Source organism: Brucella sp. IR073, assembly GCF_049065735.1.
GTDB lineage: Bacteria > Pseudomonadota > Alphaproteobacteria > Rhizobiales > Rhizobiaceae > Paramesorhizobium.
In genome coordinates this window covers 231,733-256,133 of the sequence record NZ_JBAKHD010000005.1, presented here as the reverse complement: position 1 = coordinate 256,133, position 24,401 = coordinate 231,733, and the positions used below count along the sequence as shown (strand labels likewise).

The window sequence follows — 24,401 nt, the reverse complement described above, 5'->3', positions numbered from 1 at the left end:
AACCGGGCGTGAATGAAAAGAGCATGAAAGAGAAAGCCGCCATGTCCAAAGCCCCTCTCTCCGGTATCCGGGTGATCGAACTTGCGCGCGTATTGGCGGGGCCTTGGGCCGGACAGATTCTTGCCGATCTCGGCGCCGATGTGATCAAGGTCGAGAACCCTGATGGTGGCGACGAGACGCGCGGATGGGGGCCTCCCTTCGTCACCGGCGCGGATGGCGAAAACCTCTCCGCCGCTTACTTCCATTCCTGCAATCGTGGCAAGCGGTCGATCACTGCCGACTTCACCACGCCGGAGGGACAGGAAACCGTCCGCGCCCTCTGCCGCACCGCCGATGTGGTGATCGAGAATTTCAAAGTCGGCGGCCTCACGAAATATGGCCTCGATTATGAAAGCCTGAAAAGGCTCAACCCGCGCCTTATCTATTGCTCGATCACCGGCTTCGGCCAGACCGGTCCTTATGCGAAACAGGCGGGCTATGATTTCATCATCCAGGGCATGTCGGGCCTGATGTCCGTCACCGGCGAACCGGACCGCGAGCCGCAGAAGGTCGGCCTCGCCGTCGCCGATATCTTCACCGGCCTTTACGCTGCGACCGCCATTCAGGCGGCGCTTATCCACGCACTAAAAACCGGCGAGGGCCAATGGATCGACATGGCGCTGTTCGATGTGCAATCCGCCGTGATGGCCAATCAGGCGATGAATTATCTCGTGAGCGGCAACAGCCCCAACCGCATGGGCAACGCGCATCCTAACATCGCGCCCTACGAGGTGGTGCCGACATCAGACGGCCACCTGATCCTCGCCGTCGGCAATGATGGTCAGTTCGCTCGCCTCTGTTCAATCCTGGGGCTGGATAGTTTCCCCGCAGACCCCCGCTTCGCTACCAACCGCGCAAGGCTGGAAAACCGCGCCGCGCTGACGGCGGCGATCAGCGCTGAAACGGCGAAGCGCACCCGCGCCGACCTGCTCTATGCCTGCGTTGAGAATGGTGTTCCCGCCGGGCCGATCAACCGCATCGGCGAGATGTTCGCCGATCCGCAGATACTCGCCCGCGGCCTGCGCCTCGATCTGCCTGATGGCCGCGGCAACACCATCCCTTCAGTGCGCAGCCCCATTCTGATGTCGGCAAGCCCGCTCACCTATGAGCGCCCCTCGCCGCGCCTCGGCGAGCACACGCAAGAGGTATTAGATGAATTGAACCGGGAGGAACACATATGAAAACCGGCGGACAATTGGTCGTCGAAGCGCTTGCCGCCAATGGCGTGGAGCGGCTGTTCTGCGTGCCCGGCGAAAGCTATCTCGCCGTGCTCGATGCGCTCTATGATGCCGATATCGCCGTCACCGTCTGTCGCGCGGAGGGCGGTGCGGCGATGATGGCCGAGGCGTGGGGCAAGCTCACCGGCAAGCCCGGCATCTGCTTCGTCACGCGCGGTCCCGGCGCCACCAACGCCTCCCCCGGCGTTCACGTCGCCATGCAGGATTCGACCCCGATGATCCTGTTCATCGGACAGGTCGCACGCGATGCGCGCGAGCGCGAGGCGTTTCAGGAGGTAGAATACCGCCGCCATTTCGCGGACATGGCCAAATGGGTCGCCGAAATCGACGATCCCGCGCGTATTCCCGAATTCATCACCCGAGCCTTCGCGGTCGCGACGTCGGGAAGGCCCGGCCCCGTCGTACTGGCGTTGCCGGAGGACATGCTAACCGAAGAGGCCGATGCCCCTGCTCCGCAATCCTGGAAGCCGGTCGAAACCGCGCCCTCTCCCGCCGCGATGAAGGATCTCGCCACGCTGCTCGAAACCGCGAAGACGCCGTTCATGGTCCTCGGCGGCTCACGCTGGAACCCGCAAGCCGTTGCCCGCATCACCCGCTTTGCCGAGCGCTGGGAATTGCCCGTCGGCTGCTCCTTCCGCCGCCAGATGCTGTTTGATCACCTGCATCCGAACTATGCCGGCGATATCGGCCTTAGCATCAATCCGGCACTGGCCGAGCGGATAAAGAATGCCGATCTCATCCTGCTCGTCGGCGGCAGGTTCGGCGAGGTTCCCTCCTCCGGCTATACGCTTGTCAACAGCCCCTATCCGCGCCAGAAGCTGGTGCACATCCATCCCGACCCGGAAGAATTGGGCCGCGTCTACCGCCCGGCCCTCGCCATCAACGCCGCGCCCGACGCCTTCGCGGAGGCTGCCGATGCGTTGCCGCCCCTCGGCCCCCTGCCATGGTCGGGCGAGGCGTCTGCCGCCCACGCCGCCTATCTGAAATGGTCGACACCGCCTGAAACCGGCCCCGGCGCGGTCGCCATGGGCCCGATCATGGCCTGGCTCGAAGCGAACCTGCCCGAAGACGCCATCATGACCAATGGCGCGGGCAATTACGCCACCTGGCTGCATCGCTTCCACCGCTTCCGCCGCTATGGCACGCAGGCCGCGCCGACCTCCGGCTCGATGGGCTACGGCCTCCCCGCCGCCGTCGCCGCGAAGGCGCTCCATCCTGACCGCATGGTCGTCTGCTTCGCGGGAGACGGCTGCTTCCTTATGAATGGGCAGGACTTCGCCACAGCTGTGCAATATGGCTGGCCGATCATCGTGCTCGTCATCAACAACGGCATGTACGGCACCATAAGGATGCATCAGGAGCGCGAATATCCGGGGCGCGTTTCGGGCACCAGGCTTGGCAACCCAGATTTCGCCGCCCTCGCCCGCGCCTACGGTGGCCATGGCGAAACGGTGGAACGGACCGAGGATTTCGGCCCCGCCTTCCTGCGCGCCAAAGCCAGCGGCAAACCGTCGATCATCGAGATCAGGCTCGATCCGGAGGCGATCACCCCCGCAAAAACGCTGACGCAGATCAGGGAAAAACGGTAGCTCCCCTGCTTCACTCCCAACTTCTTCTGTGGCAATGCGCTATTTTCGGTGCTATTCACCCGCGCATTATTCGGCTGGGCGGTACTTACCCCCGCATCCCGAAGGATTTGGATATTGACTGGAACCATGATCTCGGTGGTCATTCCCTGCCGGAACGAAGCCGACAATCTCGCCTTCCTGCTCGACGAGGTGGACGCTGCCATGCGGGGCCGCGCCTATGAGGTGATTGTCGTGGACGACGGCTCCACCGACGCGACCGGCGATGTGCTGGCGAAGCGCATCGCGGCCGGCCTGCCGCTGCGCCATATCCGTCATGACCGCTCCGCCGGACAGAGCGCCGCCGTGCGCTCCGGCGTCTTCGCAGCCAAGGGCGATATCGTCGTGACCATGGATGGCGACGGCCAGAACAACCCCGCCTATCTGCCGCAGCTTGCCGACGCGCTCGTCAAGGCCGGCCCATCTGCCGGCATCGCCGCCGGGCAGCGCCTGAAGCGCACAGACACGAAGCTCAAGCAAATCTCCTCCCGGCTCGCCAACAATCTGCGCAACGCCATCCTCAAGGACAATACGCGCGATTCCGGCTGCGGCCTCAAGGCCGTGCATACCAGCCTCTTTCGGCAATTGCCCTTCTTCGACGGCTGGCACCGCTATCTGCCCGCGCTGGTGATCCGCGAGGGCTACGGCGTCGTCCATGTCGATGTGGTGGATCGCGAGCGCCGCCATGGCAAATCCAATTATGGCATTCTCGACCGCGCGGCGCGCGGCATCCTCGATCTCTATGGCGTGTGGTGGCTGCGCCGCCGCCGCAAAACCGTGCCGCATGTGACGGAAATTACCCATGGCTGATCTATTCGCCCATCTCGCCGACTGGTTCCACGACGTCTTCGTCAAGCAGCTGGACGCCTGGGTGATCCTCGGCTTCGTCGCGCAGGCCTGCTTCAGCATGCGCTTCGTGGTGCAATGGATCGCGTCGGAAAAGGCCAAGCGCAGCGTCGTACCGGTCGCCTTCTGGTTCTTCTCGCTCGTCGGCGGCGCGCTGCTTCTCGTCTACGCCATCCAGCGCCAGGACCCGGTCTTCATCGCCGGCCAGGGCATGGGGCTGCTGATATACGTCCGCAATCTCTGGCTGATTGCCAATGAGAAGAAATCCGTGACGAAGGTGGATTGAGGGTTTCGCTTATTGAACACTCTCGCCCGTCCAGTCTTCATGGGCGTGCCGCAGCGCGAGGATCAAAACATCGCCATTCTCGTCGATGCGGTAAATTATCAAATGCCCTTTGTGCGGATGCACACGTACTGGCGGCGAAATCTCATGCCGCTCACGCGCCATACGGGGATTGGTGGCGATCAGCTTAAAAGTTCTTCTAAGTTCCTGGTAATATTTTTTGGCTTGCGCATAGCCGAATAGTTTCGAGCCCTGCTCGGCTATACCTATGAGGTCTTCCTTTGCTTCGGATGAAAGACGATACCCCATGATTAGGTATCGCGCGATATGCCAGCTCGCCTAACCCCTTCTTCAAAAATCTCATCCATTGTCATAGTGCTGACCCCGCTTTTAATAGCCCTGTCCACGACACGCTGCATATTCGCGATCTTCTCTCTGCGCACCTGATCCTGCCGGATAAGATCCCGCACATAATCGCTCGCATTCGCATAACGGCCCGTTTCGGCCTGCGCTTCGACCCATTCCTTCATTGGATCGGGAAGGGAAATGTTCATCGTCGCCATATCGATCTCCTTTTCCCGCATTATGGCATATTTTGGCAAACTTTGCCAAGGCCAGCCTGCCGCCAGTCACCCAGCGGCAGGCTGGAAACATGATCAATGCTGGCGCGCCGGCCCTGTCCGCTCTGCCGAAGCGGCCCAGAGATTGATGTCGGCATCCCGGGCGAGTGCGTCGATCTCCCGCAGCTCTTCCTCGGTGAATTCAAGCTTCTCCAGCGCCTTCACGCAATCCTCGATCTGCTCCGGACGGCTCGCGCCGATGAGCGCGGAGGTGACGCGGCCGCCGCGCAGCACCCAGGCGAGCGCCATTTGCGCCAGCGTCTGGCCGCGCCGTTCGGCAATGGCGTTGAGGCCGCGAATGCGCTCGATGGTCTCCGGGTTGAGGAATTCCGTCCGCAGCGACTTGCCCTGCGCTGCGCGGCTGTCCTCGGGAATACCCTTCAAATATTTCGTGGTCAGCATCCCCTGCGCCAGCGGCGAGAAAACGATGGAGCCGATACCGAGCTCCTCCAGCGTGTCGATGAGCCCGTCATCTTCCACCCAGCGATTGATCATGGAATAGCTCGGCTGATGGATCAGGCAGGGCGTGCCGAGTTCCTTCAAGATCGCCGCCGCCTCGCGCGTGCGCTTCGAATTATAGGAGGAGATGCCGACATAGAGCGCCCGGCCCGAGCGCACGATATGGTCGAGCGCCATCATGGTTTCCTCCAGCGGCGTCTCGGGATCGAAGCGGTGCGAATAGAATATGTCGACATAATCGACGCCCAGCCGCTTCAGGCTCTGGTCGCAGCTGGCGATGAGATATTTGCGGCTGCCCCATTCGCCATAGGGCCCCGGCCACATGCGATAGCCCGCCTTCGATGAGATAATGAGCTCATCGCGATAGCCCCTGAAATCCTCGCGCAGGATCTGCCCGAAGGCGAGTTCAGCCGATCCGGGCGGTGGGCCGTAGTTATTGGCAAGGTCGAAATGATTGATACCCAGATCGAACGCCGTGCGGCAGAGCGCCCGCTTCGTCGCATGCGGCGTGTCGTCGCCGAAATTGTGCCAGAGCCCCAGCGAGATCGCCGGCAGCTGCAGGCCGCTCAATCCGCAGCGATTGTATTTCATGGTTTCATAGCGCTCAGCGCGCGGTTCCCATCCCATCGCAAACTCCTCCAGATAGATTGAAAAAGAAAAGCCGGGCATGGCACCCGGCTTCGATATGTCGGCAAACCGTCAGGCAAGCCATTTGTCGTAGTCGGACACCAGCAGATGCACAGGCGCGACATCCTCCTCGACGGTCGAGAAGCGGCCGATCTTCTCGCGGAAGATATTGTCGGTCAGGTCGTCATTGACCGTCGAGACCTCGCCGATCAGCACGTCGCCCCCCTCGCCCCAGAAGGCATGCCAATTGCCCGGCAGCAGCGTGACGCTCTCACCCGGCTGAAGCTTCAGGAGCCCGCCCGCCTTCAGCGTGCGCAGACGCCCGTCGGTCGCCACGGTCACGTCCGTTTCTTCATCGATGCTCCCATCGGGAAGCGAGTTGAAGAGCTCCAGCGTCAGGGTCGCGCCACCGCGATTGATGATGTCCTCCGCCTTCACGATATGGCGGTGCATCGGCGAAAGCTGGTCCTTGCGCGAGATCATGATCTTTTCGGCATAGAGCATGCCGGTGCCCTTCTTCAAATCCTCCGCATTGCCGTTGCGCGTGGTGAAGAGGAAGAGCCCGAGATCGGCGAACTTGCCCTGGCCGTAATCGGTGATGTCCCAGCCGAGCCGCGCATCCCGGATCGCCGCCGCATCGTCAGCCGTGCGCGCCTTCATTTCCTCGGGCGACCAATAGGCGAAAGGCGGCATGACATAGCCGAAGGAGCGGATGAAGGCGTCGCTTTCGCGGATGATTTCGTTGATTTCGGAGCGTTTCATGGCGTTCTTTCCTCCCATGCGGGCATTTCGAAACTGGCCGCATGTCGTAGCTTTCTTTACCGGGCGAAGGCAATGCAAAAATCCTCCTGAGGCATGCTGTCAGTTGACGAAACCGTGTTTCTGGCGCACCTGTCTTTTTCAAAAAGAAAATGCGTCGCGAGGAGGATAGGATGGCCGAGGAAGCGCTGGTTGTGATCGATGTGCAGAATGATTTCTGCCCCGGCGGCGCGCTGGCTGTCAGCGGCGGCGACGAGATCGTGCCCGAACTCAACCGCTTGATGCGCGAATTCGACCATGTCATCCTGACGCAGGACTGGCACCCCGAAGGCCATTCCAGCTTCGCCATCAGCCATCCCGGCAAACAGGCGTTCGAGACGGTCGAAATGCCCTATGGCGAACAGACGCTCTGGCCGAGCCATTGCGTGCAGGGCAGCCATGGCGCGGAATTCCACCCCGGCCTCAACTGGACCCGCGCGGAGCTGGTGATACGCAAGGGCTTCCGCAAGGAGGTGGACAGCTATTCGGCCTTCTTCGAGAACGACCACGTCACCCCCACCGGCCTTGGAGGATACTTACGCGAACGCGGCATAAAGCGCCTGACTATGGCCGGCCTCGCCACGGATTTCTGCGTCGCCTATTCGGCGCTCGACGCTGTGGAGCAGGGTTTCGGCGTGACGGTGCTCCTCAACGCCAGCCGTGGCATCAATCTCGGCGGCTCCATGGCAACGATGACCGCGCGAATGCGCGAGCGAGGCGTCGTATTGAAAGGGGAGTAAGGGAATAGGTGAGTAAGGGAGTACGGGGACAAGTCCCCCTCGCCCTTATTCCCCTTACTCCCATATTCCCTTATTCCCCTACTCCCCTGATTTTCTCCCGTCCCCCTGACGGGCTTTTTGCGGTTTGAATAAATGACTCCCATGACCGAAGCGCGCTTGATCAAGGCCAACTCCTTCTGGGAAGAGGCGCGCGCCATGCTGGCCCTCGCCTGGCCGATCATCCTCACCAACCTGGCGCAGACGGCGATGACGGCGACCGACGTCATGATGATGGGATGGCTGAGCCCGGATACGCTTGCCGCCGGCGCGCTGGGCTCGAACCTCTATTACACGCCGATGTTCTTCGGCATGGGCCTGGTGCTCGCCACCTCGCCCATGCTGGCGAAGGAGCTGGGCACCAACCGCCATTCGGTGCGCGAGGTCAGGCGCACCGTGCGGCAGGGCCTCTGGCTTTCGATCATGATCTCCCTGCCGCTCTGGCTCATCCTCTGGCACACGGAAGAGATATTGCTGCTGATGGGCCAGAAGGCGGACCTCGCCCATGAGGCGGGCCGCTACATGCGCGCGCTGCAATGGAGCATCCTGCCCTTCTATGGCTATATCGTCCTGCGCTCCTATGTGACGGCTTTTGAGCGGCCGGGCTGGGCCACCATCGTCGTGCTCATCGCCGTGCCGTTCAACGCGCTGATGGACTGGTGCCTTATCTTCGGCAAGCTCGGCTTTCCCGCCATGGGCGTGGTCGGCGCGGGGCTCGCCACGACGCTCTCCAACGTCCTGATGTTCGCCGGACTCGCCATCGTCGTGCTCAGGGAAAAGCAATTCCGCCGCTATCGCCTGTTCGGGCGGTTCTGGAATGCCGACTGGCCGCGCCTCTGGCAAATCCTGCGGCTGGGCCTGCCAATTGCCGCGATCGTCGTCTTCGAAGTCGCGCTCTTCAACGGCGCGGCCCTGCTGATGGGCCTTATCGGCGCGGCGGAGCTTGCCGCCCACGCCATCGCCATCCAGATCAGCGGCATCGCCTTCATGGTGCCGCTCGGCTTCGGCCAGGCGGCGACGGTGCGCGTCGGGCGCTTCTTCGGCGCGGGCGATCAGGACGGCGTCCGCCTCACCGGCTGGACCGCCTATGCCCTCGGCGTCGGCTTCATGGTGCTGACGGCGCTGCTGATGCTGCTCGCCCCCCGCCTCCTCATATCAGGCTTCATCGATCTCAACGACCCCCACAATGCGGAGGTCATCCGCTACGCCATCACCTTCCTCGCCTTCGCCGCCCTCTTCCAGATCGCCGACGGCGCGCAAGCGGTCGGCAGCGGCAACCTGCGCGGCCTCCACGACACCACCATGCCCATGATCTACGCCGCCATCGGCTATTGGGGCATAGGAATGCCCCTGGGCGCCTGGCTGGCGTTTCATATGGAGCTGGGCGGCGCCGGGATATGGACGGGGCTGTTTTTGGGGCTGGCGGTGGTGGCGGGGTTGCTGCTGTGGCGGTGGGTTAGGAGGGGGAGATGGGTGAAGGGGGCGGGGTGACGATGCACGCTCTGCCAGAGGTCATTAGGCAGCAGATAGTTTGACAAACTTCTCGCAGGAAGGCATAGTTAAACTATCACTCAGATATATAACTTCCTTGCCAGTAGCGGCTCTACCAGCACTGTAATTTAGCTCATACATTATAGGGTCGAAATTTCTATATATATCCCGTATTTGCTGGACATCGTCATAGGACACAACCCATCTCGCCCCCCTATTTTTCTCCAACAAATACAATATATCACAATGATCGTTGTGATTATAAAAATTTCTATACAACTTACTCCCCTTCACATAGTATGGTGGGTCGAGATAGACGAAATTTTCCGCTACGTCGAAAATTTTCCGTAAAAATTTCAATGCATCCTCATTATAAACGTCAATCCGGTCGCGAAAGGTTTTGATGGCCTGAATATTCTTAATTTGCTGCGCCTTATTAAATCGAACATCGATTTTCCAAGCCCCTTCTTGGCGATAGCCTCCAATTGGCCCTGCGCCCTCAATGATCCCTGATCTATTCGTGCGGTTCAAAAAGAAGGTTGAAAAACCCAATTTCAAAATATCGGTATTGGTCTGGTCCAGCCAACTCCGTTTGTGAATATGCCATTCCTCAATAGTGACTTTTGCATTTTCAATGAGATCACAGAATTCATCTGTATAATCCAACACCGCTCGCCAAAACGCGTAGACTGCGGGATCGATATCATTAAGGGCGATCCGAGACACGAACCCCGTCGCCAATAGTTTTAGGGCCAGACCTGCCCCCCCGGCAAATGGCTCGCAATATGTGGAATTGTATAGATCGTTCTCTTTAATTAGCTCTGCAAAAAAATCATAGAGCTTTGCTTTTCCACCGGGGTAACGCAAGGGCGAGGACAACATTATATATTCCTCATTACAAACTGATCAATGCAATCTCTTGCAGCAAAAAGGCGTGTTGAATTGGGTATCACTGTAGCATGAGCGCCAAGGTTTATATAATCCATATGACTTTTTCTGAATTCCTTCAGTATCCTCTTATCGTCTTGGCTAAGAGCCACTGAATTGGACAAACAAATATCTAGAGCCTTTTCTAAACTAAGAAGATTATTCGAGGGATTCGCCTCATTTTTATCAACGATTCCCTTTAGGATGGATTCAATTATGCATCGAAGCAATGCTGTGGCAGCGGCAGGAAACTTAGAAGAATTAATTTCACTCGCCTCCTTCATCAGCTGAATCTGGAGTGCATTACCAGTAGTTGCAGGATACATGAATAAAGCGCCCTTTTTAGGCTGCTTCGACGATTCCTTATCCGTATTGGATAAATTACCCGATGACGATGAGCCAGCATCATGGTTTGTATCGTTAGGGATATGGCTAGACAGCGCATTCTGACCGCTTCCGAGATTTGCCGGTCGCACTGGACCACGACCATCCGCGCTGCCATCCTTGCTTGAAGATAATTTCGCTGTGATAGCCTTTGGCGCAGGCTGATAATCCGAGAAGACGTCAGCATATGAAGCCGTCGCGCCCAATCCCCTCTCCGGATTTATGACAAGCTTCTTTATAAGGTGTTTAAATTTCTGCTTGGAATCGGCTCCAGTGAAAACGATTTCCAAATTGGCCCGATCATATTTAATACCCATCTGCGTTTTATGGCCGGAGCCCTGAAGAAAGCGAACCGGGGGGTTAAACGCTACAGCTGGGTTCAACAATTCTTGCCTTTCTGAAGACGTCCAATCAAGTTTTGTTGCCTCTATATAAAGTTTATACTCAAGAATTAAGTCCTTTATAAAAGCCACACTCTCATTGAACGCGATTGATAGTTGCTTTATGGTTCTCCCGGAGGTGTATTCTTCATATACAATTTTGCGACTACCCAGATAACTCCATTTCGATTTGTCCCCATTCCCAAAATGAGCACTCGCCATTATAGCCAACATTGCATCACGTGACGGCGCAATGCTGCATTCTATTTCTTTCAGGCTCGCGATCAACTCTTCAGACGCCTGAGGTATTTGTGCAGTATATTGAGCTGGGGGCTTCAATAGGCCTGTGAGAATCTTATAGCTTGCGATGCGAGTGTTTCCCTCGATAACGGTATAACCCTTCCCCTCTTTGATGAGATATGGGCGCTCAGCTCCGGGGTTCCTACCTTCAGCGGCAATTTTCTTTATGAAATCAAGCAGATTTTCATGTTCAAAAAAATATTCAATTATCGCATCTTCAGTTTTCAGTTTTTTGGTGGTGACGATTCTCGGATTTTTGGGATCAAGCGAAATTGCGGACAAAGGAACGCTTTGGTATGCGAATTCTTGAAACATATTTCACCCCCACAGTTGGTTTTGGCCATCTGTACCCAACCGGGGACGACAAATTCAACTCATTTTGCGGAAATTATTCACAAAATCGGCCAAGCACTACCGCAACATTGGTGGGCCCGGAGGGACTCGAACCCCCAACCAAGCGGTTATGAGCCGCCGGCTCTAACCAATTGAGCTACAGGCCCCACCTTCATCGCCGATATATGGGTTGCGTTTGAAAAAGCGCCTTGCGTTTCGTCCCGTCCCGCAAAGCATCAATGCAACCATTCGGCTTCGACATGCTCTAGCGTAAACTGCCGGCTTAAACAAGCGCCAACAAGCGTCCTGCCCTATTACGCACATATTCACTTGTGACAGCTACATTGTAGGGACAATTTTTCGATTCGGAGAGCTTTTGATGATCAGCAAGGCAACATCGCGTTATCTGGGGGTGAGTTTTTTCGCGGCGGCGCTGGCTTGCGCCGTGTCCCTGCCCGCCATGGCTCAGGAGGCCGATATGGCAAAGCCGACCCCGAAGATCACCGTGACAGGCGAAGGCGAGGCGCAGGCTGCGCCTGACATGGCCATCCTCACGCTCAACGTGCTGCGCGAGGCCGACACCGCCCGCGACGCCATGACCGCCAATAACGAGGCGATGGGCAAGGTGCTCGCCGCCATGAAGGAAGCCGGGATCGAGGATCGCGACCTCCAGACCGCGGGCATCAACATCCAGCCGCGCTATCAATATCCCGACGACAAGAACGGCCTGAAGGAGCCGAAGATCACCGGCTACACCGTCACCAATTCGCTGACCGTGCGCGTGCGCGACCTGACCAAGGTCGGCGAGGTGCTGGACAAGTCCGTCTCGCTCGGCGTCAACCAGGGCGGAAATCTGGCCTTCACCAACGACAACCCCGCCGCCACCATCAACGAGGCGCGCAAGCGCGCCGTCGCCGATGCGCTCACCAAGGCGCGCACCCTCGCCGATGCCGCCGGCGTCGGGCTTGGCCGTGTGCTTGAAATCAGCGAGCAGCCCTGGCGTCCGCAGCCCGTGCCTTTCGCCCGCGCCGAGATGAAGATGGCCGCCCCGGCAGCCGACTCCGTGCCGGTCGCGGCAGGCGAGAACAGCTATAATGTTCAGGTGAATGTCACCTTCGAACTGAAGCAGTAAGCTTCCATCCGACGAATCGAAAAGGGCGCCGCGAGGCGCCCTTTTCTTTGACCGGATGTTCTGTTGTCCTGTTTTCGCCGCATTATAACCGAAAAGTTTGCACTTTTTGGGGGTCATCCTTTAGCGGATAACCGGGCATCCCGGCGCACGGGCGAAGGTTACGCTCGAACGGAAGCCCTTGCGCACGCCATAGACACGCACCGTATCGCGGCGCACATCGACGCGGGTCCGGCGGAAGCCCATGCGCTCGGCCTTGCGGGCGGCATGGACGGCCGAGCAGGCATTGCGGGCCGGGCGGTAATGCGGGCGATAGCCCCAATGATGGTCGACCTGCACGATATGCACGCCGGCGGCGGGCATGGCCGACACAGCCGGCGTGACAGGCGCGGCATTGGCGGCAGTTCCCGAGAACATGATTGCCGCTCCGATGACGGCAGGCACAATAAGGCTCTTGAAGGAAATACGGGACATGGAGGCTCCTTTCCATTCTCAATCTGGCCGGCTGCTTTTCTGCTCGGCCCTGAGCGTAAACTAGCGCGCCAAAACTGAACGAACAGCGAACCGGTCATTCATTTTCGGTTCATGGAGCCCCTACCCCCGCCTATCGTCCACTCCTGTCATATGCTCCAGATAATCGTCATCGCTTTCCATGTCATGGTCGAAGGCCGTGATCCTGCCGCGCACGGAGATGCCAGCCTCGTGCACCGTTTCCGGGCTGCCCGAAACGAGCGGATGCCACCAATAAAGCCCGCTCCCCTCCGCCACCAGCCGGTAGGCGCAGGTCTTCGGGAGCCAGTCGGCTTCACGGATGATTTCAGGCGTCAGGAAGACGCAATCCGGCACCTTTTTCTTGCGACCAGGATAATCGGAGCATTGGCAGGTTTCAGCGTCGAGCAGCGTGCAGGCGACGCTGGTCCAGTAGATCTCGTCCGTGTCCTCGTCCTGCAATTTATGCAGGCAGCATTGGCCGCAGCCGTCGCAAAGGCTTTCCCATTCGGCCTTTGTCAGCTGCTCAAGCGATTTCGTGAGCCAGAACGGTTTGTCATTCACCCGAAAAGCTTCTCGCCCTGCTCGTTGACAATCTGGCGTCCCTTGGCGAGCGTGATGTTGACAGCATCGTCGAGGCTCGCGAACTTGTCGGCGCGGATGAACTTGTGCTCCTTCGCCACGCCGTCCACTTCCTTGGAGATGACGCCACAGACCTGATACTGCCCGCCCTCATTATAGGGCGTGGCAACGATCAGGAAGCCTTCGTGCTCGGCCCGTCCGGCCTCTTTGGCTGGAGCGGGCTTGGCGGCGCTCTCGCCGCCACCGAAAAGACGCTTCAGAAACGACATGATCAGCTATCCAGGAACGAGCGCAGCTTGCGCGAGCGGCTCGGGTGCTTGAGCTTGCGCAGCGCCTTCGCCTCGATCTGGCGGATACGCTCGCGCGTCACCGAGAACTGCTGGCCGACTTCTTCCAGCGTGTGATCGGTGTTCATGCCGATGCCGAAGCGCATGCGCAGCACGCGCTCCTCGCGCGGCGTCAGCGAGGCGAGAACCCGCGTCGTCGTATCGCGCAAATTCGCCTGGATGGCCGCGTCGATCGGCAGTAGGGCGTTCTTGTCCTCGATGAAATCGCCGAGGTGCGAATCTTCCTCGTCGCCGACGGGCGTTTCGAGCGAGATCGGCTCCTTGGCGATCTTCAGCACCTTGCGCACCTTTTCCAGCGGCATGGCCAGCTTCTCCGCCAGTTCCTCCGGCGTCGGCTCGCGGCCGATTTCATGCAGCATCTGGCGCGAGGTGCGCACGATCTTGTTAATGGTCTCGATCATATGCACGGGAATGCGGATCGTTCTTGCTTGGTCAGCAATCGAGCGGGTGATCGCCTGCCGAATCCACCAGGTCGCATAGGTCGAGAACTTGTAGCCGCGGCGGTATTCGAACTTGTCCACCGCCTTCATCAGGCCGATATTGCCTTCCTGGATGAGATCGAGGAACTGCAAACCGCGATTGGTGTATTTCTTGGCGATGGAGATAACGAGGCGTAAGTTTGCCTCCACCATCTCCTTCTTGGCGATAGCCGCCTCACGCTCGCCCTTCTGCACCTGATTGACGATGCGGCGGAACTCGCCGATGGAAATCGCCGTCTCCTGCGCCAGATTCTGGATCTCGGTGCGCAGATTCTGGATCGCTCTCGTCTCGTTCTTCGCGAACTCCTTCCAGCCGCGCGACGGAAGCACGCCGATGCGCTCCACCCAGTTCGGGTCAAGCTCGCTGCCCTGATACTCCCTCAGAAACTCCTCGCGGCGCACGCCGTAGGATTCGGCAAGACGCAGCAGCCTGCCCTCGTTCTGCACCAGCCGCTTGTTGATGTCATAGAGCTGCTCGACCAGCGCCTCGATGCGGTTCTGGTTGAGCGACAGCGACTTCACAGCCGTGATGAGCTGGTCCTTCAGCTCCTTGTAGCGGCGCTCCTGGCTGGAGGAGAGCTCGCCGGTGGCGGCCAGACGGCCCTCCACCTGCTGATCCTGCAGCTTGCGCAGCTTCTTGTAGGTGTCGGCGATGAGGTCGAGCGTCTCCATCACCTGCGGGCGCAGCTCGGCTTCCATCGCCGCCAGCGACAGATTGGCCTCGTCATCGTCCTCGTCATCCTCCTCGATGGGGGATTCGCCGCCGACATTGGTGATATCGTCATCATCGCGCCGGCGCGGACGCTCCTCGACCCGCGGCTTCTCTTCCTCGACGCGCTCCACCACCGGCGCCTGCTTGGCTTCCGGCCCGGCATAGGTGGTTTCAAGATCGATGATCTCGCGCAGCAGGATCTTGGATTCGTTGAGCTCGTCGCGCCAGATGATGATCGCCTGGAAGGTCAGCGGGCTCTCGCACAGGCCCGCGATCATCGTCTCGCGCCCGGCCTCGATGCGCTTGGCGATGGCGATTTCGCCCTCGCGGGAGAGAAGCTCCACCGAGCCCATCTCGCGCAAGTACATGCGCACGGGATCGTCGGTGCGGTCCGTCGGCTCGCGCTTGGTCGTGGTGGTGGCAACGGCGGTGCCGGTCGCCTCCACGAGTTCGCCGCCCTCGGACTCCTCGTCACCGTCGCCCTCTTCCGCGTCGGCGTCCTGCTCGTCATCTTCAACGACGTTAATGCCCATGTCGGAGAGCATCGCCATCGTGTCCTCGATCTGCTCGGACGTCACTTCCTCGGAAGGCAGGACGGCGTTGAGCTCGTCCATGGTCACATAGCCGCGCTTCTTGGCGAGCTTGATCATCTTCTTGACAGCGTCGTCAGAAAGGTCGAGAAGCGGTCCATCGGTTGCGCCTTCGCGCTCGACTTCAGCCTCTTCGTTTTCCTTCACCTTCGTTGCCATATGCTTGTCTCCAGGCGACCTTGGATCGCTTTGTCTTGTCAAAGTAGAGCGTGCGGACGGCTTGCGCTTAAGCTCATGATGATCAGCGAGTAGCTGCTTCCTGTTAATAGCCGATTAACCCTGTTTCCGGCCTCGCAGGATTTTTACGTCTCAGGGTGGCGAGCTGCCCGTTTTCGGGCAATTTCGCGAAAAACCCCGGATGGGCCTTGCAGGCTTGCCAGTTTTACCCAATGATTAAAACGTCCTGATTCCGTCGTTTCCATCGCTCGTCAAGAGCGAATCATCTGATTCGCGTCAAAAAAGCGAATCATTTTATGCGTTTGCCGATAGAAACGAATCAGAAGCCGCCGGCTGGACGACCGGACGGAATTCCGAAACCCTCGATCAACGCTTCGGTTGCTTCCGCCCTGCGGATTTCGTTCTGGATATCGAGAAGGCGCCCGAAAACTTCGCCCGTTTCATCGTCCATCAGCGCGGCTTCCACCGCTCTTAGCTCCTTATGTAGAACTCTCGCCCGCTGATGCAAGTGAACCGCCTGTTTAAGCGCTTCGCGTGCATCTTCTTCCGCCGCGCGCTCCGTCGCGGTCCAGATGCGGGCGCGGCGCACCAGCGCATCGAGCGCTTCGATCGCCTCGCCATGGCCGGCGGCGCGCAGCGCCTCATGCATCTGCGCGCCCTCGGCGATATGCGTCTCGGCCATGGCGTCGAGCATCGCCAGATGCAGGCGGCGCAATTGCGGATGGTCGAGATCGAGCGCGGCGATGGTCTCGAAATCCTCGTCGATCAATCGCGGATGGTTGAGGAGAATCAACAGGATCGCCGTCTCGCGCAAGGGTGGCGTGGCAGCGCTCGAGGCGCTCTTGACCAGTGACGAACGGGCAAGGCTTTCCGAAACGGCGAGCCGTCCGGATGCCGCGCCCCTCCCCCGCTGTCCATATCCGCCCTGGCCCTGGCCGTAACCGTTGCCGCCGCGATTGTTTCCCTGCCGCGACTGGCCGAAGAACTGCTGCGCGCGCTCGCGCATATCCTGCGCATAATGCCGCCGCACATTCTCGTCACCGATGCGCGACGCGATTTCACGCAAGCGTGCTTCCAGCTCCGCGCGCCGTTCCGGCGTGTCAAACACACCGCCTGATGTCTCCCGCGCCCAGAGCATGTCGGCGAGCGGCCTTGCATCCGATAGCACCGATTGAAACGCCTGCGGCCCATCGGCCTTGACGAGATCGTCCGGGTCCTTGCCTTCGGGCAGCAGTGCGAAGCGCAGCGAGCGGCCCGGCTTCAGCCCCGGCAGGCCCAGATCGACCGCGCGGTGCGCGGCGCGAATGCCCGCCTGGTCGCCGTCGAAGCAGAGCACCGGCTCGGGGCTTATGCGCCACAGGAGTTCGAGCTGTTCCTCGGTCAAGGCCGTGCCGAGCGGCGCGACGACCTGGTGGAACCCCGCCTGAGCCAGTGCGATGACATCCATATAGCCTTCGACCGCGATGATCGCCTTGGCCGCCTCGCCGCCTTGCGGCTGACAGGCCTTGCGGGCGCGCAGGGCGTTATAGAGGATCTGCCCCTTGTGGAAGAGCTCCGTTTCCGGCGAGTTCAGATATTTGGCGGGCACATCGGGCGAAAGCGCCCTGCCCCCGAAGGCGATGACGCGTCCGCGCATGTCCTCGATGGGAAACATGACGCGGTCGCGGAAACGGTCGTAGGAAACGGCGATGCCCTCGCCATGCACGACAAGGCCGCACGCCTCCATCTGCTCGCGCGTCACGCCCTTGAGCGCCAGATGCTCCTTCAGCGAATTGCGGCTTTCCGGCGCGTAGCCGAGGCGGAACGCCTGCTGGGTGGCGACCGACAGGCCGCGCTCGCGCAGATAGGCGCGGGCCTTGGCGCCCGATGCCGACTGCAATTGCTGCTCGAAGAAGCGCGCCGCCATGTCCATGACGTCGTGCAGCGTGGCGCGCTGCGCCTCGCGCTTTTCGGCTTCCGGGTCGCGCGCAGGCGTCGGCACGCCGGCCATATCGGCCACACGCTCGACGGCTTCAGGGAAACTCAGGCCCTCCAGATCGGTCAGGAACTTGAAATGATCGCCCGTCACCCCGCAGCCGAAACAATGATAGCGGCCCTTGCGGTCCTCGCAATGGAAGCTCGGCGTCTTCTCGCCATGGAACGGGCAGCACGCCCAGAAATCGCCTTTCGAGGCGTTCGTCTTCTTGCGGTCGAACGACACGCGCGTCCCGATCAGCGTCGAGATCGGCACACGGTCTCGTATCTCATCGAGAAAGGAAGGCGGGAAACGCATCTGAATGCTACTCTGGGAACCTTGGGGCTTAAAGCCGCTTATCATAGCCGGATCGGCGGTATCAGCCAAACGGCGAGTGCGGCTTATCCCCCGCGGAAAGGCAAAGCCATGCCGAATGACGGACATGCTTCGCAGTTTCCAATTTCATACCCATATATACAAAAAACTGTTCGGATGGAGTATATTATCCATTCAATCTGAATTTATCCGGCTATCATAATCCTCAATTCATGCCTGTAAGGAAGTAATATCTTGAATGGCTCGGTAGTCTTGCTGCATCTGGCCGGGGCGGTGGCCCTGCTCCTATGGGCGACCCGCATGGTTCGCACGGGAGTGGAGCGCACCTATGGCACCGCCCTGCGTCAGCGACTGCGCAAGGTGGTGAAGCGCCCCGTCCTCGCCGTCGGCTTCGGTGCTGCACTCGCTGTCGCGCTGCAGAGCTCGACCGCCGTCACGCTGCTGATCGGCTCCTTCGTGGGGTCCAATTTCGTCAGCGGCGTTGCCGGGCTGATGGCGGTGCGCGGCGCGGAAGTGGGCTCTGCGCTGGTCGTCAAGATCCTCAATTACGACCTGACGCTGCTCGTGCCCATCTGCCTCCTCGCCGGCACCATCATCTTCATGACGACGGAGCGGCGTGACTGGCGGCAGAACGGCCGCATCCTCGTGGGGATCGGCCTTCTCATCCTCTCGCTGGAGATGACCGGGCAGGCCACGGAGCCCCTTCGCCACAGCGAGCTTCTACCTGTTATCGTCAGCTACCTCTCGAGCGATCCCATTACCGCCTATCTGCTGGCCGCGCTCATCACCTGGCTGTTCCATTCGAGCATCGCGGGCGTGATCCTGCTCACCAGCTTCGCCTCGCGCGGTCTGATCCATCCCGAGCTGGGCCTGATCATGGTGCTGGGCGTCAATCTCGGCTCCTCGATCATTGCGCCGATCCTCACCCGCAACGCGCCGCCCAAGACGCGCGTCGTGCCGCTCGGCAATCTTCTGATGCGCGGCGCCGGTTCCCTCATAGCCCTCGTGCTGTTTCTAATTTTCCGTCCGCCGCTGAACCTCCTGGGAAGCGCCCCGGCAGAGCAGATCGTGAACGCACACATCCTGTTCAACGTCCTTATCCTGATCGCCGGCATCCCGCTTTCAAGACTAGTGCTTCGCGTGACCGAGGCGTTGGTCAGCCTCAACACGCCCGTCAAGCCGAAGCTGGCGGCGGAAGAGGTGAGCGCGCTCGACCCGAGCGTTCTCGACACCCCGTCGCTCGCGCTCGCCAACGCCACCCGCGAGGTGGTGCGTGTTTGCGAAACCGTGGAACTGATGCTTCAGCGCATCATGGATCTCTATGAGAACGCAGACCAGGCGAGCATCGATGAACTGGCCGCTCTCGACGACAAGGTGGACCGGCGCCATGCGGCGATAAAGCTCTACCTCGCCCGCCTCGCCACCGGCAATCTCAGCGATTACGAGGCCCTGCGCACGCAGGAACTGCTTGGCGCCTGCGTCAAGCTCGAACAGGTGGGCGACATCATCGTGCGCAACATGCTCGCCCAGGTGAAGAAGAAGATGCACCGCAAGCTGGAATTCACCGAGGAAGGCTGGCGCGAGCTGTCGCAATTCCACGCCTTCGTGCTCGCCAACGCCCGCCTCGCCTTCAACGTCCTCGTCTCGCGCGACGAACACACCGCGCGCCAGCTCGTGCAGGAAAAGGACCGCCTGCGCGACATCGAGAAGGAAACCAGCCAGCGCCATTTCTCGCGCCTGCGCCAGGGCTCGGAGCGCAGCATCGAGACGAGCACCATCCATCTCGACACCATCCGCGACTTGAAGCAGATCAACTCCCTGCTGGCCGCCATCGCCTATCCGGTGCTGGAGGAGCAAGGGCTGCTGCGGGGGTCGAGGTTAAGGGTGGCGCGGAGTTGAGAGCCTGCAGGTTCACTTAAATGTAAATTGCAGGACGTGGTTGGGATAAGCCTGATCGCCGATCCGAAACAGGGTCTCGCCGGCCTGCCTGAAACCGTTCTTGAAGTAAAAATCGATTGCCCGCTGGTTCTCGGCATTGACAGTCAGCCAGACATTGGGCTTTCCGGTCGCTGCGCAATGCTCCAGCGCAGCATCCAGCAATCGCCGCCCCCCGCCATTGCGCTGGTGACGCGGCTGGACGTACAAGGTCGAAATCTCAAGATCGGAGCAACCCGCCACTGGAGCCGCCGCTCCTTCCGAGACATGTACAAAACCGACGATGCCGGCAGCACCTTGCGCGACCCAGATATGCTCGTTCTCCCGGGAAAGAAGCTCCCCGAAGCGCGTCGCTGTGAAATGGCCCAACGCATAATCGGCAAAGAAGGCACTCACTCCATCTCGTATATAGGTATGAAGCCATACCTCCAGCCCGACCGCGGCGAGGCTGGAAGCGTCGCCTATCTCGGCTCTCCGGATCACCCTTGCCGCCTCACCCCAGCAGTTCCTTCACAATCCCGCTGGCCTTGCTGAAATCCATCTGGCCGGAAAAGCGCGCTTTCAGGACGGCCATAACCTTGCCCATATCCTTTACGCCGCTGGCGCCGGTCTCGGCAATCGCCTCGGCAATGGCTTGCCGCGTTTCCGCCTCGCCCAGCTGCTGTGGCAGGAATTCGCGGATGGTCTCGATCTCGCCGCGCTCCTGCTCCGCCAGTTCCGGACGACCGCCATCCTCATAGAGCTTGGCCGATTCCTCGCGCTGCTTGATCATCTTGGCGAGGATCGAGCGCAGCTCCTCATCGGCGACGGCGTCCTTGCCCGCGCCGCGATTGGCGATGTCGCGGTCCTTCACCGCCGCCATGATGAGCCGCAGCGTCGAAATGCGGCGCTGGTCGCGCGCCTTGAGTGCGGTGGTGAGGGCCTGTGCAATCTCGTCGCGCAGCATGGTATTATCTCCTGATTTGAAACTTGCGACCTATAATAGAGGTGAAATCGATTCCGTGAAGCGTTGACCCCGGCCCGTAGTTTCTTTATTGACCGAAGTCTAGCTGGACAATTTTCATTTTGGCACGGGGCGGCGGCTGAATAGCCTGCCGCGTTTTGCCGCGCCTTAAATCTGACGGAGTGCCCGATGACCGATAAAACAGCGCCGTGGACGACGGCTAAACCGACCGCCCTGCTGGTTCTTGCCGACGGCACGGTCATTGAGGGCATGGGCCTTGGCGCGACCGGCGCTGTTGAGGCCGAAGTCTGCTTCAACACCGCCCTGACGGGCTATCAGGAAATCCTGACCGACCCCTCCTATGCCGGGCAGATCGTCACCTTCACCTTCCCGCATATCGGCAATGTCGGCACCAACAATGAGGATATCGAGGACTTGACGCCTGCCAATCGCGCCGGCGCAGTCGGCGCGGTGTTCAAGGCCGATATCACCGAGCCCTCCAATTATCGCGCGGCAAGCCATCTCGACGCATGGCTGAAAGCCCGCGGCATCATCGCGCTCAGCGGCATCGACACGCGCGCGCTGACAGCCCTCATCCGCGAAAAAGGCGCACAGAACGCCGTCATCGCCCATGAGCCTTCGGGCGTGTTCGATCTTGCCGAACTGAAAAAGCGCGCCGCCGCCTGGCATGGGCTGGAAAATCTGGACCTCGCCAAGGAAGTAACCTCCGGCCAAACCTCCGTCTGGAACGAGGAGCCGTGGGTGTGGAACAAGGGCTACGCGACAGGCGAAGCGCCGCGCTACCATATCGTCGCCATCGACTATGGCGTGAAGCGCAATATCCTGCGCCTGATGGCCGGGCTCGGCGCGAAAGTGACGGTACTGCCCGCCACCGCGACCGCAGAGGACGTGCTGGCGCATGATCCCGACGGCATTTTCCTCTCCAACGGCCCGGGGGACCCGGCGGCGACGGGGACATATGCCGTTCCCACCATTCAGAAGCTGATCGAAACGGGCATTCCCCTATTCGGCATCTGCCTCGGCCACCAGATGCTGGCGCTGGCGCTTGGCGCCCGGACGCAGAAGATGCATCAGGGCCACCACGGGGCCAACCACCCGGTCAAGGACCACACCACCGGCAAGGTGGAGATCGTCTCCATGAATCATGGCTTCGCCGTCGATTCCGCCTCGCTGCCCGCAGGCGTCGAGGAAACCCATGTCTCGCTCTTCGACGGCTCCAATTGCGGCCTGCGCCTTGCCGGCAAGCCGGTCTTCTCCGTTCAGCACCACCCCGAAGCCTCTCCCGGCCCGCAGGATTCGCACTACCTCTTCACCCGCTTTTTCAACATGATCCGCGAGCGCAAGGGCGAGCCCACGGTGGAGGAGCGCCCCAAGGCGGCCTAACGTCGCCTGACTAGAAGCTCAGAAAGCCGGCGTCACGCGCCGGCTTTTTCCGTTTCGGGCGCTCGCACCCGCCACACGAACACCCCAACCGCCACCAGCACAAAAAACGCCGCCGCCGCAAATGGCGCGCCGGCGAAGTCGACGGGCGCGCGAGGGCCGGTGAAGATGCCGAAGAGTTGCGTGAAGATCAGCGGCCCGATGATGGTCGTGATGCTGGAAAGGCTGGTGAGCGCCCCCTGCAATTCGCCCTGCGCCGAAGGCGGCACCTTGGCGGCTGCAAGGCTGCGCAGCGGCGGGTCGGCAAGCCCTTCCATCGCCGTCAGCAGGATCACCGCATAGACCATCCAGCCCTGCCATGCCGCCGCATAGCCCGAAAGCCCGAGCACGCAGAAGACAAGGCCGATCGCCGCCGTCTTCCACTCGCCGAACCGGGGCACGACGCGCGGCAGGACCAGCCCCATGACGATGGCGCTGCCGATACCGAAGAGGCCGAGCGACAGGCCGATCTGCCCCTCGCTCCAGCCATAGCGGTAGGAGCCGACGAAGGACCATACGGATGGATAGACCGCATGGGCCAGCCAATAGAGGAAGAAGACAAGGCCGATCCAACCGATGCCGGGATAGTTGCGCATCTGCTTGAGCGCCCCCAGCGGGTTCGCCCGCATCCATTCGAAGCGGCGGCGATGCTCACGGCCCAGCGTCTCGGGCAGGAAGAAGTAGGCGACGACGAAATTGGCGAAGGAAAGCGCCGCCGCGCCATAGAACGGCACTCGCGGGCCGAATTCGCCCAGAACGCCGCCAAGCACCGGCCCGATGACGAAGCCGACGCCGAAGGCGATGCCGATGAGCCCGAAATTGCGCGCCCGGTTCTCGTCATTGCTGACATCGGCGATATAGGCCGAAGCGGTAGCAAAGCTCGCGCCGCTGATGCCGGCGAACACCCGTCCGACGAACAGCATCCAATAGCTCGTCGCCAGCGCGCAGATAAGATTGTCGATGGCGAAGGTTAGCACCGAGGCAAGCAGGACCGGCCGCCGTCCGAACCGGTCGCTCAAATTGCCGATGACGGGCGCGAAGAGGAACTGCATCGCCGCATAGACGAGCAGCAGCCACCCGCCATCGATCGCCGCCCGGCTGATGTCCGCGCCGGTCAGTTCTTCCAGATAAGCCGGCAGCACCGGCATGATGATAGCGATGCCGATAATGTCGAGAAACAGGATGACGAAGACGAGCGACAGCCCGCGCCGGACGAATTTTGGATCGAGCATGGAAAAAACCAGACGAAAAAAGTTTCCACAAAGAGGCGAATGTTTATTTGAAAAATTCTAAGGAAACAATCCGGGAACGCCTCAAAGGAGGCAGAACGGGGAGAGTTTGCTTATCAAACTGTGCGCGGTACCGTTTTCACGCGCCCCAGCCGGTGGCTTTCCGCCAGATGCTGCGTAACTGCCCGGAACCAATCACCTGGCAACGGGCCGATAACGCATGTGTCTCGCGCCGTAGGCAGACATGAGAGATGTTCGGCGGGCCTCAGATCAGGGCCCGGCCAGGCAAATATGTTGATCTCATCGGTATAGAGCCACGAAGGCTCGTCATCGAGGCCCAGATGGCGCTTTAGCTTCAGAGGAACCTCAAGCGCCCGACGCCCCGGCAGCGGCGGACTATGCGAAATACCCAGGACATAGGCGACAGCAGTCGGCCCAATGTCATGCCGGGCGAGGACCACCGCCGCCGGATAGGTCTTTTCGCCATCCTCTCGCTGCCCTGCCTTCGAGACCCAGAGATACTCATATGCAATCACGTGGCCCACGGGAGGATCGGCAGGAATCCTCACGGCATAACCTATCGCTTTGGAGTAATAGACAGGTCAGCCCGTTCTTCCGGAAGATCGTCGAGATTGTATGGTTGGCCGGTCATCACCTCAGATCTCAGAATAAGATTGACATCATCCTCCGACAATGCGGACACCGGAGCGGCGCGGCGGTAGCTGGCCCACATTTCCTTGAAGAGCGAGGCCGAGATGAGATAGGCCGAAGTACGGCCATATTTGGTGATCTCTACAGGCTCTTCGAACGAGCGGTCATGCCACTCTCCGAAGTTTTTCTGGATTTCAGTCGCGGGAACCGTCACCATACCGGCCTCCTTTAATCCGCATCTTACGGAAGATACGGATTTTCCGCCCGAAATTCAAGAACGGA

25 protein-coding genes and 1 tRNA gene are annotated in these 24,401 nt (G+C 60.3%); 9 read left to right on the top strand and 17 right to left on the bottom strand.

From position 1 onward, the window contains the following. Positions 1–41: 41 nt before the first annotated feature. From ACOWVG_RS13145 to ACOWVG_RS13130, 4 genes are all read left to right on the top strand, one after another. Positions 42–1,220 carry a CaiB/BaiF CoA transferase family protein gene (locus tag ACOWVG_RS13145; RefSeq protein ID WP_420962672.1) on the top strand — a complete coding sequence of 393 codons (1,179 nt, stop codon included), beginning with the start codon at positions 42–44 and terminating at the stop codon, positions 1,218–1,220. Continuing rightward, positions 1,217–2,866: a thiamine pyrophosphate-binding protein gene (locus ACOWVG_RS13140; protein ID WP_420962671.1), complete on the top strand. Its 1,650-nt coding sequence runs from the start codon at positions 1,217–1,219 to the stop codon at positions 2,864–2,866. Before ACOWVG_RS13145 ends, ACOWVG_RS13140 begins: the two co-directional genes overlap by 4 nt. A gap of 126 nt (positions 2,867–2,992) precedes the next feature. Next, the gene (locus tag ACOWVG_RS13135; RefSeq protein WP_420962904.1) at positions 2,993–3,712 is read left to right on the top strand and encodes a glycosyltransferase family 2 protein; all 720 of its coding nucleotides are present in this window, start codon (positions 2,993–2,995) and stop codon (positions 3,710–3,712) included. Continuing rightward, the gene (locus tag ACOWVG_RS13130; RefSeq protein ID WP_420962670.1) at positions 3,705–4,034 is read left to right on the top strand and encodes a lipid-A-disaccharide synthase N-terminal domain-containing protein; all 330 of its coding nucleotides are present in this window, start codon (positions 3,705–3,707) and stop codon (positions 4,032–4,034) included. The genes ACOWVG_RS13135 and ACOWVG_RS13130 overlap by 8 nt, the downstream gene beginning before the upstream one ends. A gap of 9 nt (positions 4,035–4,043) precedes the next feature. On the opposite strand, the gene ACOWVG_RS13125 is transcribed toward ACOWVG_RS13130, so the two are convergent. The 4 genes from ACOWVG_RS13125 to ACOWVG_RS13110 form a co-directional block, all read right to left on the bottom strand. Then, a complete protein-coding gene (locus ACOWVG_RS13125; RefSeq protein ID WP_420962669.1) occupies positions 4,044–4,340 on the bottom strand; it encodes a type II toxin-antitoxin system RelE/ParE family toxin in 297 nt (98 codons plus the stop codon). Positions 4,341–4,342: 2 nt separating this feature from the next. Further along, positions 4,343–4,594, bottom strand: coding sequence for a type II toxin-antitoxin system ParD family antitoxin (locus ACOWVG_RS13120; protein ID WP_420962668.1), 252 nt, complete (start codon positions 4,592–4,594; stop codon positions 4,343–4,345). A gap of 93 nt (positions 4,595–4,687) precedes the next feature. Continuing rightward, complete coding sequence (gene mgrA, locus ACOWVG_RS13115; protein ID WP_420962667.1) at positions 4,688–5,737, bottom strand: L-glyceraldehyde 3-phosphate reductase; 1,050 nt, start codon at positions 5,735–5,737, stop codon at positions 4,688–4,690. Between the two features lie 72 nt (positions 5,738–5,809). Further along, on the bottom strand, positions 5,810–6,499 hold the full coding sequence (locus ACOWVG_RS13110; protein ID WP_188824663.1) for a D-lyxose/D-mannose family sugar isomerase: 690 nt from the start codon (positions 6,497–6,499) through the stop codon (positions 5,810–5,812). A 170-nt stretch (positions 6,500–6,669) separates the two neighbouring features. On the opposite strand from ACOWVG_RS13110, the gene pncA reads away from it, so the two are divergent. Next, positions 6,670–7,275, top strand: coding sequence for a bifunctional nicotinamidase/pyrazinamidase (gene pncA, locus ACOWVG_RS13105; protein ID WP_420962666.1), 606 nt, complete (start codon positions 6,670–6,672; stop codon positions 7,273–7,275). Positions 7,276–7,416: 141 nt separating this feature from the next. Further along, complete coding sequence (locus tag ACOWVG_RS13100) at positions 7,417–8,802, top strand: MATE family efflux transporter (protein WP_420962665.1); 1,386 nt, start codon at positions 7,417–7,419, stop codon at positions 8,800–8,802. Positions 8,803–8,826: 24 nt separating this feature from the next. Here the strand turns inward: ACOWVG_RS13100 and ACOWVG_RS13095 are convergent, their stop codons facing one another. The 3 genes from ACOWVG_RS13095 to ACOWVG_RS13085 all read right to left on the bottom strand — a co-directional run bounded on the left by ACOWVG_RS13095 (position 8,827) and on the right by ACOWVG_RS13085 (position 11,293). After that, entirely contained in the window at positions 8,827–9,684 is an 858-nt protein-coding gene (locus ACOWVG_RS13095) for a DNA adenine methylase (protein WP_420962664.1), read from the bottom strand. Beyond that, positions 9,684–11,108, bottom strand: a complete 1,425-nt coding sequence (locus ACOWVG_RS13090) for a hypothetical protein (RefSeq protein ID WP_420962663.1) — start codon at positions 11,106–11,108, stop codon at positions 9,684–9,686. Before ACOWVG_RS13090 ends, ACOWVG_RS13095 begins: the two co-directional genes overlap by 1 nt. A 108-nt stretch (positions 11,109–11,216) precedes the next feature. Next, positions 11,217–11,293, bottom strand: a tRNA-Ile gene (locus tag ACOWVG_RS13085). A 215-nt stretch (positions 11,294–11,508) separates the two neighbouring features. Here ACOWVG_RS13085 and ACOWVG_RS13080 point away from each other — a divergent pair. Further along, positions 11,509–12,258 (top strand): SIMPL domain-containing protein, encoded by a 750-nt coding sequence (locus ACOWVG_RS13080; protein ID WP_420962903.1) that lies wholly within the window; start codon positions 11,509–11,511, stop codon positions 12,256–12,258. A 120-nt stretch (positions 12,259–12,378) separates the two neighbouring features. Here the strand turns inward: ACOWVG_RS13080 and ACOWVG_RS13075 are convergent, their stop codons facing one another. The 5 genes from ACOWVG_RS13075 to dnaG all read right to left on the bottom strand — a co-directional run bounded on the left by ACOWVG_RS13075 (position 12,379) and on the right by dnaG (position 17,903). After that, on the bottom strand, positions 12,379–12,729 hold the full coding sequence (locus ACOWVG_RS13075) for an antifreeze protein (protein WP_420962662.1): 351 nt from the start codon (positions 12,727–12,729) through the stop codon (positions 12,379–12,381). Between the two features lie 120 nt (positions 12,730–12,849). Next, complete coding sequence (locus ACOWVG_RS13070; RefSeq protein WP_420962661.1) at positions 12,850–13,308, bottom strand: YcgN family cysteine cluster protein; 459 nt, start codon at positions 13,306–13,308, stop codon at positions 12,850–12,852. Beyond that, entirely contained in the window at positions 13,305–13,595 is a 291-nt protein-coding gene (locus ACOWVG_RS13065) for an HlyU family transcriptional regulator (protein WP_420962660.1), read from the bottom strand. The genes ACOWVG_RS13070 and ACOWVG_RS13065 overlap by 4 nt, the downstream gene beginning before the upstream one ends. Before the next feature lie 2 nt (positions 13,596–13,597). Beyond that, the gene (gene rpoD, locus ACOWVG_RS13060; protein ID WP_420962659.1) at positions 13,598–15,613 is read right to left on the bottom strand and encodes an RNA polymerase sigma factor RpoD; all 2,016 of its coding nucleotides are present in this window, start codon (positions 15,611–15,613) and stop codon (positions 13,598–13,600) included. Between the two features lie 337 nt (positions 15,614–15,950). Further along, the gene (dnaG, locus tag ACOWVG_RS13055) at positions 15,951–17,903 is read right to left on the bottom strand and encodes a DNA primase (protein ID WP_420962658.1); all 1,953 of its coding nucleotides are present in this window, start codon (positions 17,901–17,903) and stop codon (positions 15,951–15,953) included. A gap of 252 nt (positions 17,904–18,155) precedes the next feature. Here dnaG and ACOWVG_RS13050 point away from each other — a divergent pair, with 252 nt between their 5' ends. Next, a complete protein-coding gene (locus tag ACOWVG_RS13050) occupies positions 18,156–19,820 on the top strand; it encodes a Na/Pi cotransporter family protein (RefSeq protein WP_420962657.1) in 1,665 nt (554 codons plus the stop codon). A gap of 12 nt (positions 19,821–19,832) precedes the next feature. Here ACOWVG_RS13050 and ACOWVG_RS13045 read toward each other — a convergent pair whose 3' ends face one another. Further along, positions 19,833–20,339 (bottom strand): GNAT family N-acetyltransferase, encoded by a 507-nt coding sequence (locus tag ACOWVG_RS13045; protein WP_420962656.1) that lies wholly within the window; start codon positions 20,337–20,339, stop codon positions 19,833–19,835. 10 nt (positions 20,340–20,349) lie between these two features. Next, positions 20,350–20,802 carry a GatB/YqeY domain-containing protein gene (locus ACOWVG_RS13040; protein ID WP_420962655.1) on the bottom strand — a complete coding sequence of 151 codons (453 nt, stop codon included), beginning with the start codon at positions 20,800–20,802 and terminating at the stop codon, positions 20,350–20,352. Positions 20,803–20,973: 171 nt separating this feature from the next. Between ACOWVG_RS13040 and carA the strand changes: the two genes are divergently transcribed. Then, positions 20,974–22,203, top strand: coding sequence for a glutamine-hydrolyzing carbamoyl-phosphate synthase small subunit (carA, locus tag ACOWVG_RS13035; protein WP_420962902.1), 1,230 nt, complete (start codon positions 20,974–20,976; stop codon positions 22,201–22,203). 32 nt (positions 22,204–22,235) lie between these two features. Here carA and ACOWVG_RS13030 read toward each other — a convergent pair whose 3' ends face one another. The 3 genes from ACOWVG_RS13030 to ACOWVG_RS13020 all read right to left on the bottom strand — a co-directional run bounded on the left by ACOWVG_RS13030 (position 22,236) and on the right by ACOWVG_RS13020 (position 24,336). Next, positions 22,236–23,471 (bottom strand): TCR/Tet family MFS transporter, encoded by a 1,236-nt coding sequence (locus tag ACOWVG_RS13030; protein ID WP_420962654.1) that lies wholly within the window; start codon positions 23,469–23,471, stop codon positions 22,236–22,238. A gap of 113 nt (positions 23,472–23,584) precedes the next feature. Further along, positions 23,585–24,004 (bottom strand): hypothetical protein, encoded by a 420-nt coding sequence (locus ACOWVG_RS13025; RefSeq protein WP_420962653.1) that lies wholly within the window; start codon positions 24,002–24,004, stop codon positions 23,585–23,587. A gap of 41 nt (positions 24,005–24,045) precedes the next feature. After that, positions 24,046–24,336, bottom strand: a complete 291-nt coding sequence (locus tag ACOWVG_RS13020) for a type II toxin-antitoxin system prevent-host-death family antitoxin (protein ID WP_420962652.1) — start codon at positions 24,334–24,336, stop codon at positions 24,046–24,048. Between the last annotated feature and the right edge of the window lie 65 nt (positions 24,337–24,401).

Excerpts from the sequence above, each read along its gene's own strand:
- ACOWVG_RS13095 (WP_420962664.1), bottom strand. The coding sequence starts at position 9,684 with ATGTTGTCCTCGCCCTTGCGTTACCCCGGTGGAAAAGCAAAGCTCTAT.
- ACOWVG_RS13120 (WP_420962668.1), bottom strand. The coding sequence starts at position 4,594 with ATGGCGACGATGAACATTTCCCTTCCCGATCCAATGAAGGAATGGGTC.
- ACOWVG_RS13030 (WP_420962654.1), bottom strand. The coding sequence starts at position 23,471 with ATGCTCGATCCAAAATTCGTCCGGCGCGGGCTGTCGCTCGTCTTCGTC.
- dnaG (WP_420962658.1), bottom strand. The coding sequence starts at position 17,903 with ATGCGTTTCCCGCCTTCCTTTCTCGATGAGATACGAGACCGTGTGCCG.
- ACOWVG_RS13065 (WP_420962660.1), bottom strand. The coding sequence starts at position 13,595 with ATGTCGTTTCTGAAGCGTCTTTTCGGTGGCGGCGAGAGCGCCGCCAAG.
- ACOWVG_RS13125 (WP_420962669.1), bottom strand. The coding sequence starts at position 4,340 with ATGGGGTATCGTCTTTCATCCGAAGCAAAGGAAGACCTCATAGGTATA.
- ACOWVG_RS13135 (WP_420962904.1), top strand. The coding sequence starts at position 2,993 with ATGATCTCGGTGGTCATTCCCTGCCGGAACGAAGCCGACAATCTCGCC.
- ACOWVG_RS13130 (WP_420962670.1), top strand. The coding sequence starts at position 3,705 with ATGGCTGATCTATTCGCCCATCTCGCCGACTGGTTCCACGACGTCTTC.
- ACOWVG_RS13075 (WP_420962662.1), bottom strand. The coding sequence starts at position 12,729 with ATGTCCCGTATTTCCTTCAAGAGCCTTATTGTGCCTGCCGTCATCGGA.
- mgrA (WP_420962667.1), bottom strand. The coding sequence starts at position 5,737 with ATGGGATGGGAACCGCGCGCTGAGCGCTATGAAACCATGAAATACAAT.
- ACOWVG_RS13145 (WP_420962672.1), top strand. The coding sequence starts at position 42 with ATGTCCAAAGCCCCTCTCTCCGGTATCCGGGTGATCGAACTTGCGCGC.
- ACOWVG_RS13140 (WP_420962671.1), top strand. The coding sequence starts at position 1,217 with ATGAAAACCGGCGGACAATTGGTCGTCGAAGCGCTTGCCGCCAATGGC.
- ACOWVG_RS13040 (WP_420962655.1), bottom strand. The coding sequence starts at position 20,802 with ATGCTGCGCGACGAGATTGCACAGGCCCTCACCACCGCACTCAAGGCG.
- ACOWVG_RS13020 (WP_420962652.1), bottom strand. The coding sequence starts at position 24,336 with ATGGTGACGGTTCCCGCGACTGAAATCCAGAAAAACTTCGGAGAGTGG.
- ACOWVG_RS13100 (WP_420962665.1), top strand. The coding sequence starts at position 7,417 with ATGACCGAAGCGCGCTTGATCAAGGCCAACTCCTTCTGGGAAGAGGCG.
- rpoD (WP_420962659.1), bottom strand. The coding sequence starts at position 15,613 with ATGGCAACGAAGGTGAAGGAAAACGAAGAGGCTGAAGTCGAGCGCGAA.
- pncA (WP_420962666.1), top strand. The coding sequence starts at position 6,670 with ATGGCCGAGGAAGCGCTGGTTGTGATCGATGTGCAGAATGATTTCTGC.
- ACOWVG_RS13110 (WP_188824663.1), bottom strand. The coding sequence starts at position 6,499 with ATGAAACGCTCCGAAATCAACGAAATCATCCGCGAAAGCGACGCCTTC.
- ACOWVG_RS13090 (WP_420962663.1), bottom strand. The coding sequence starts at position 11,108 with ATGTTTCAAGAATTCGCATACCAAAGCGTTCCTTTGTCCGCAATTTCG.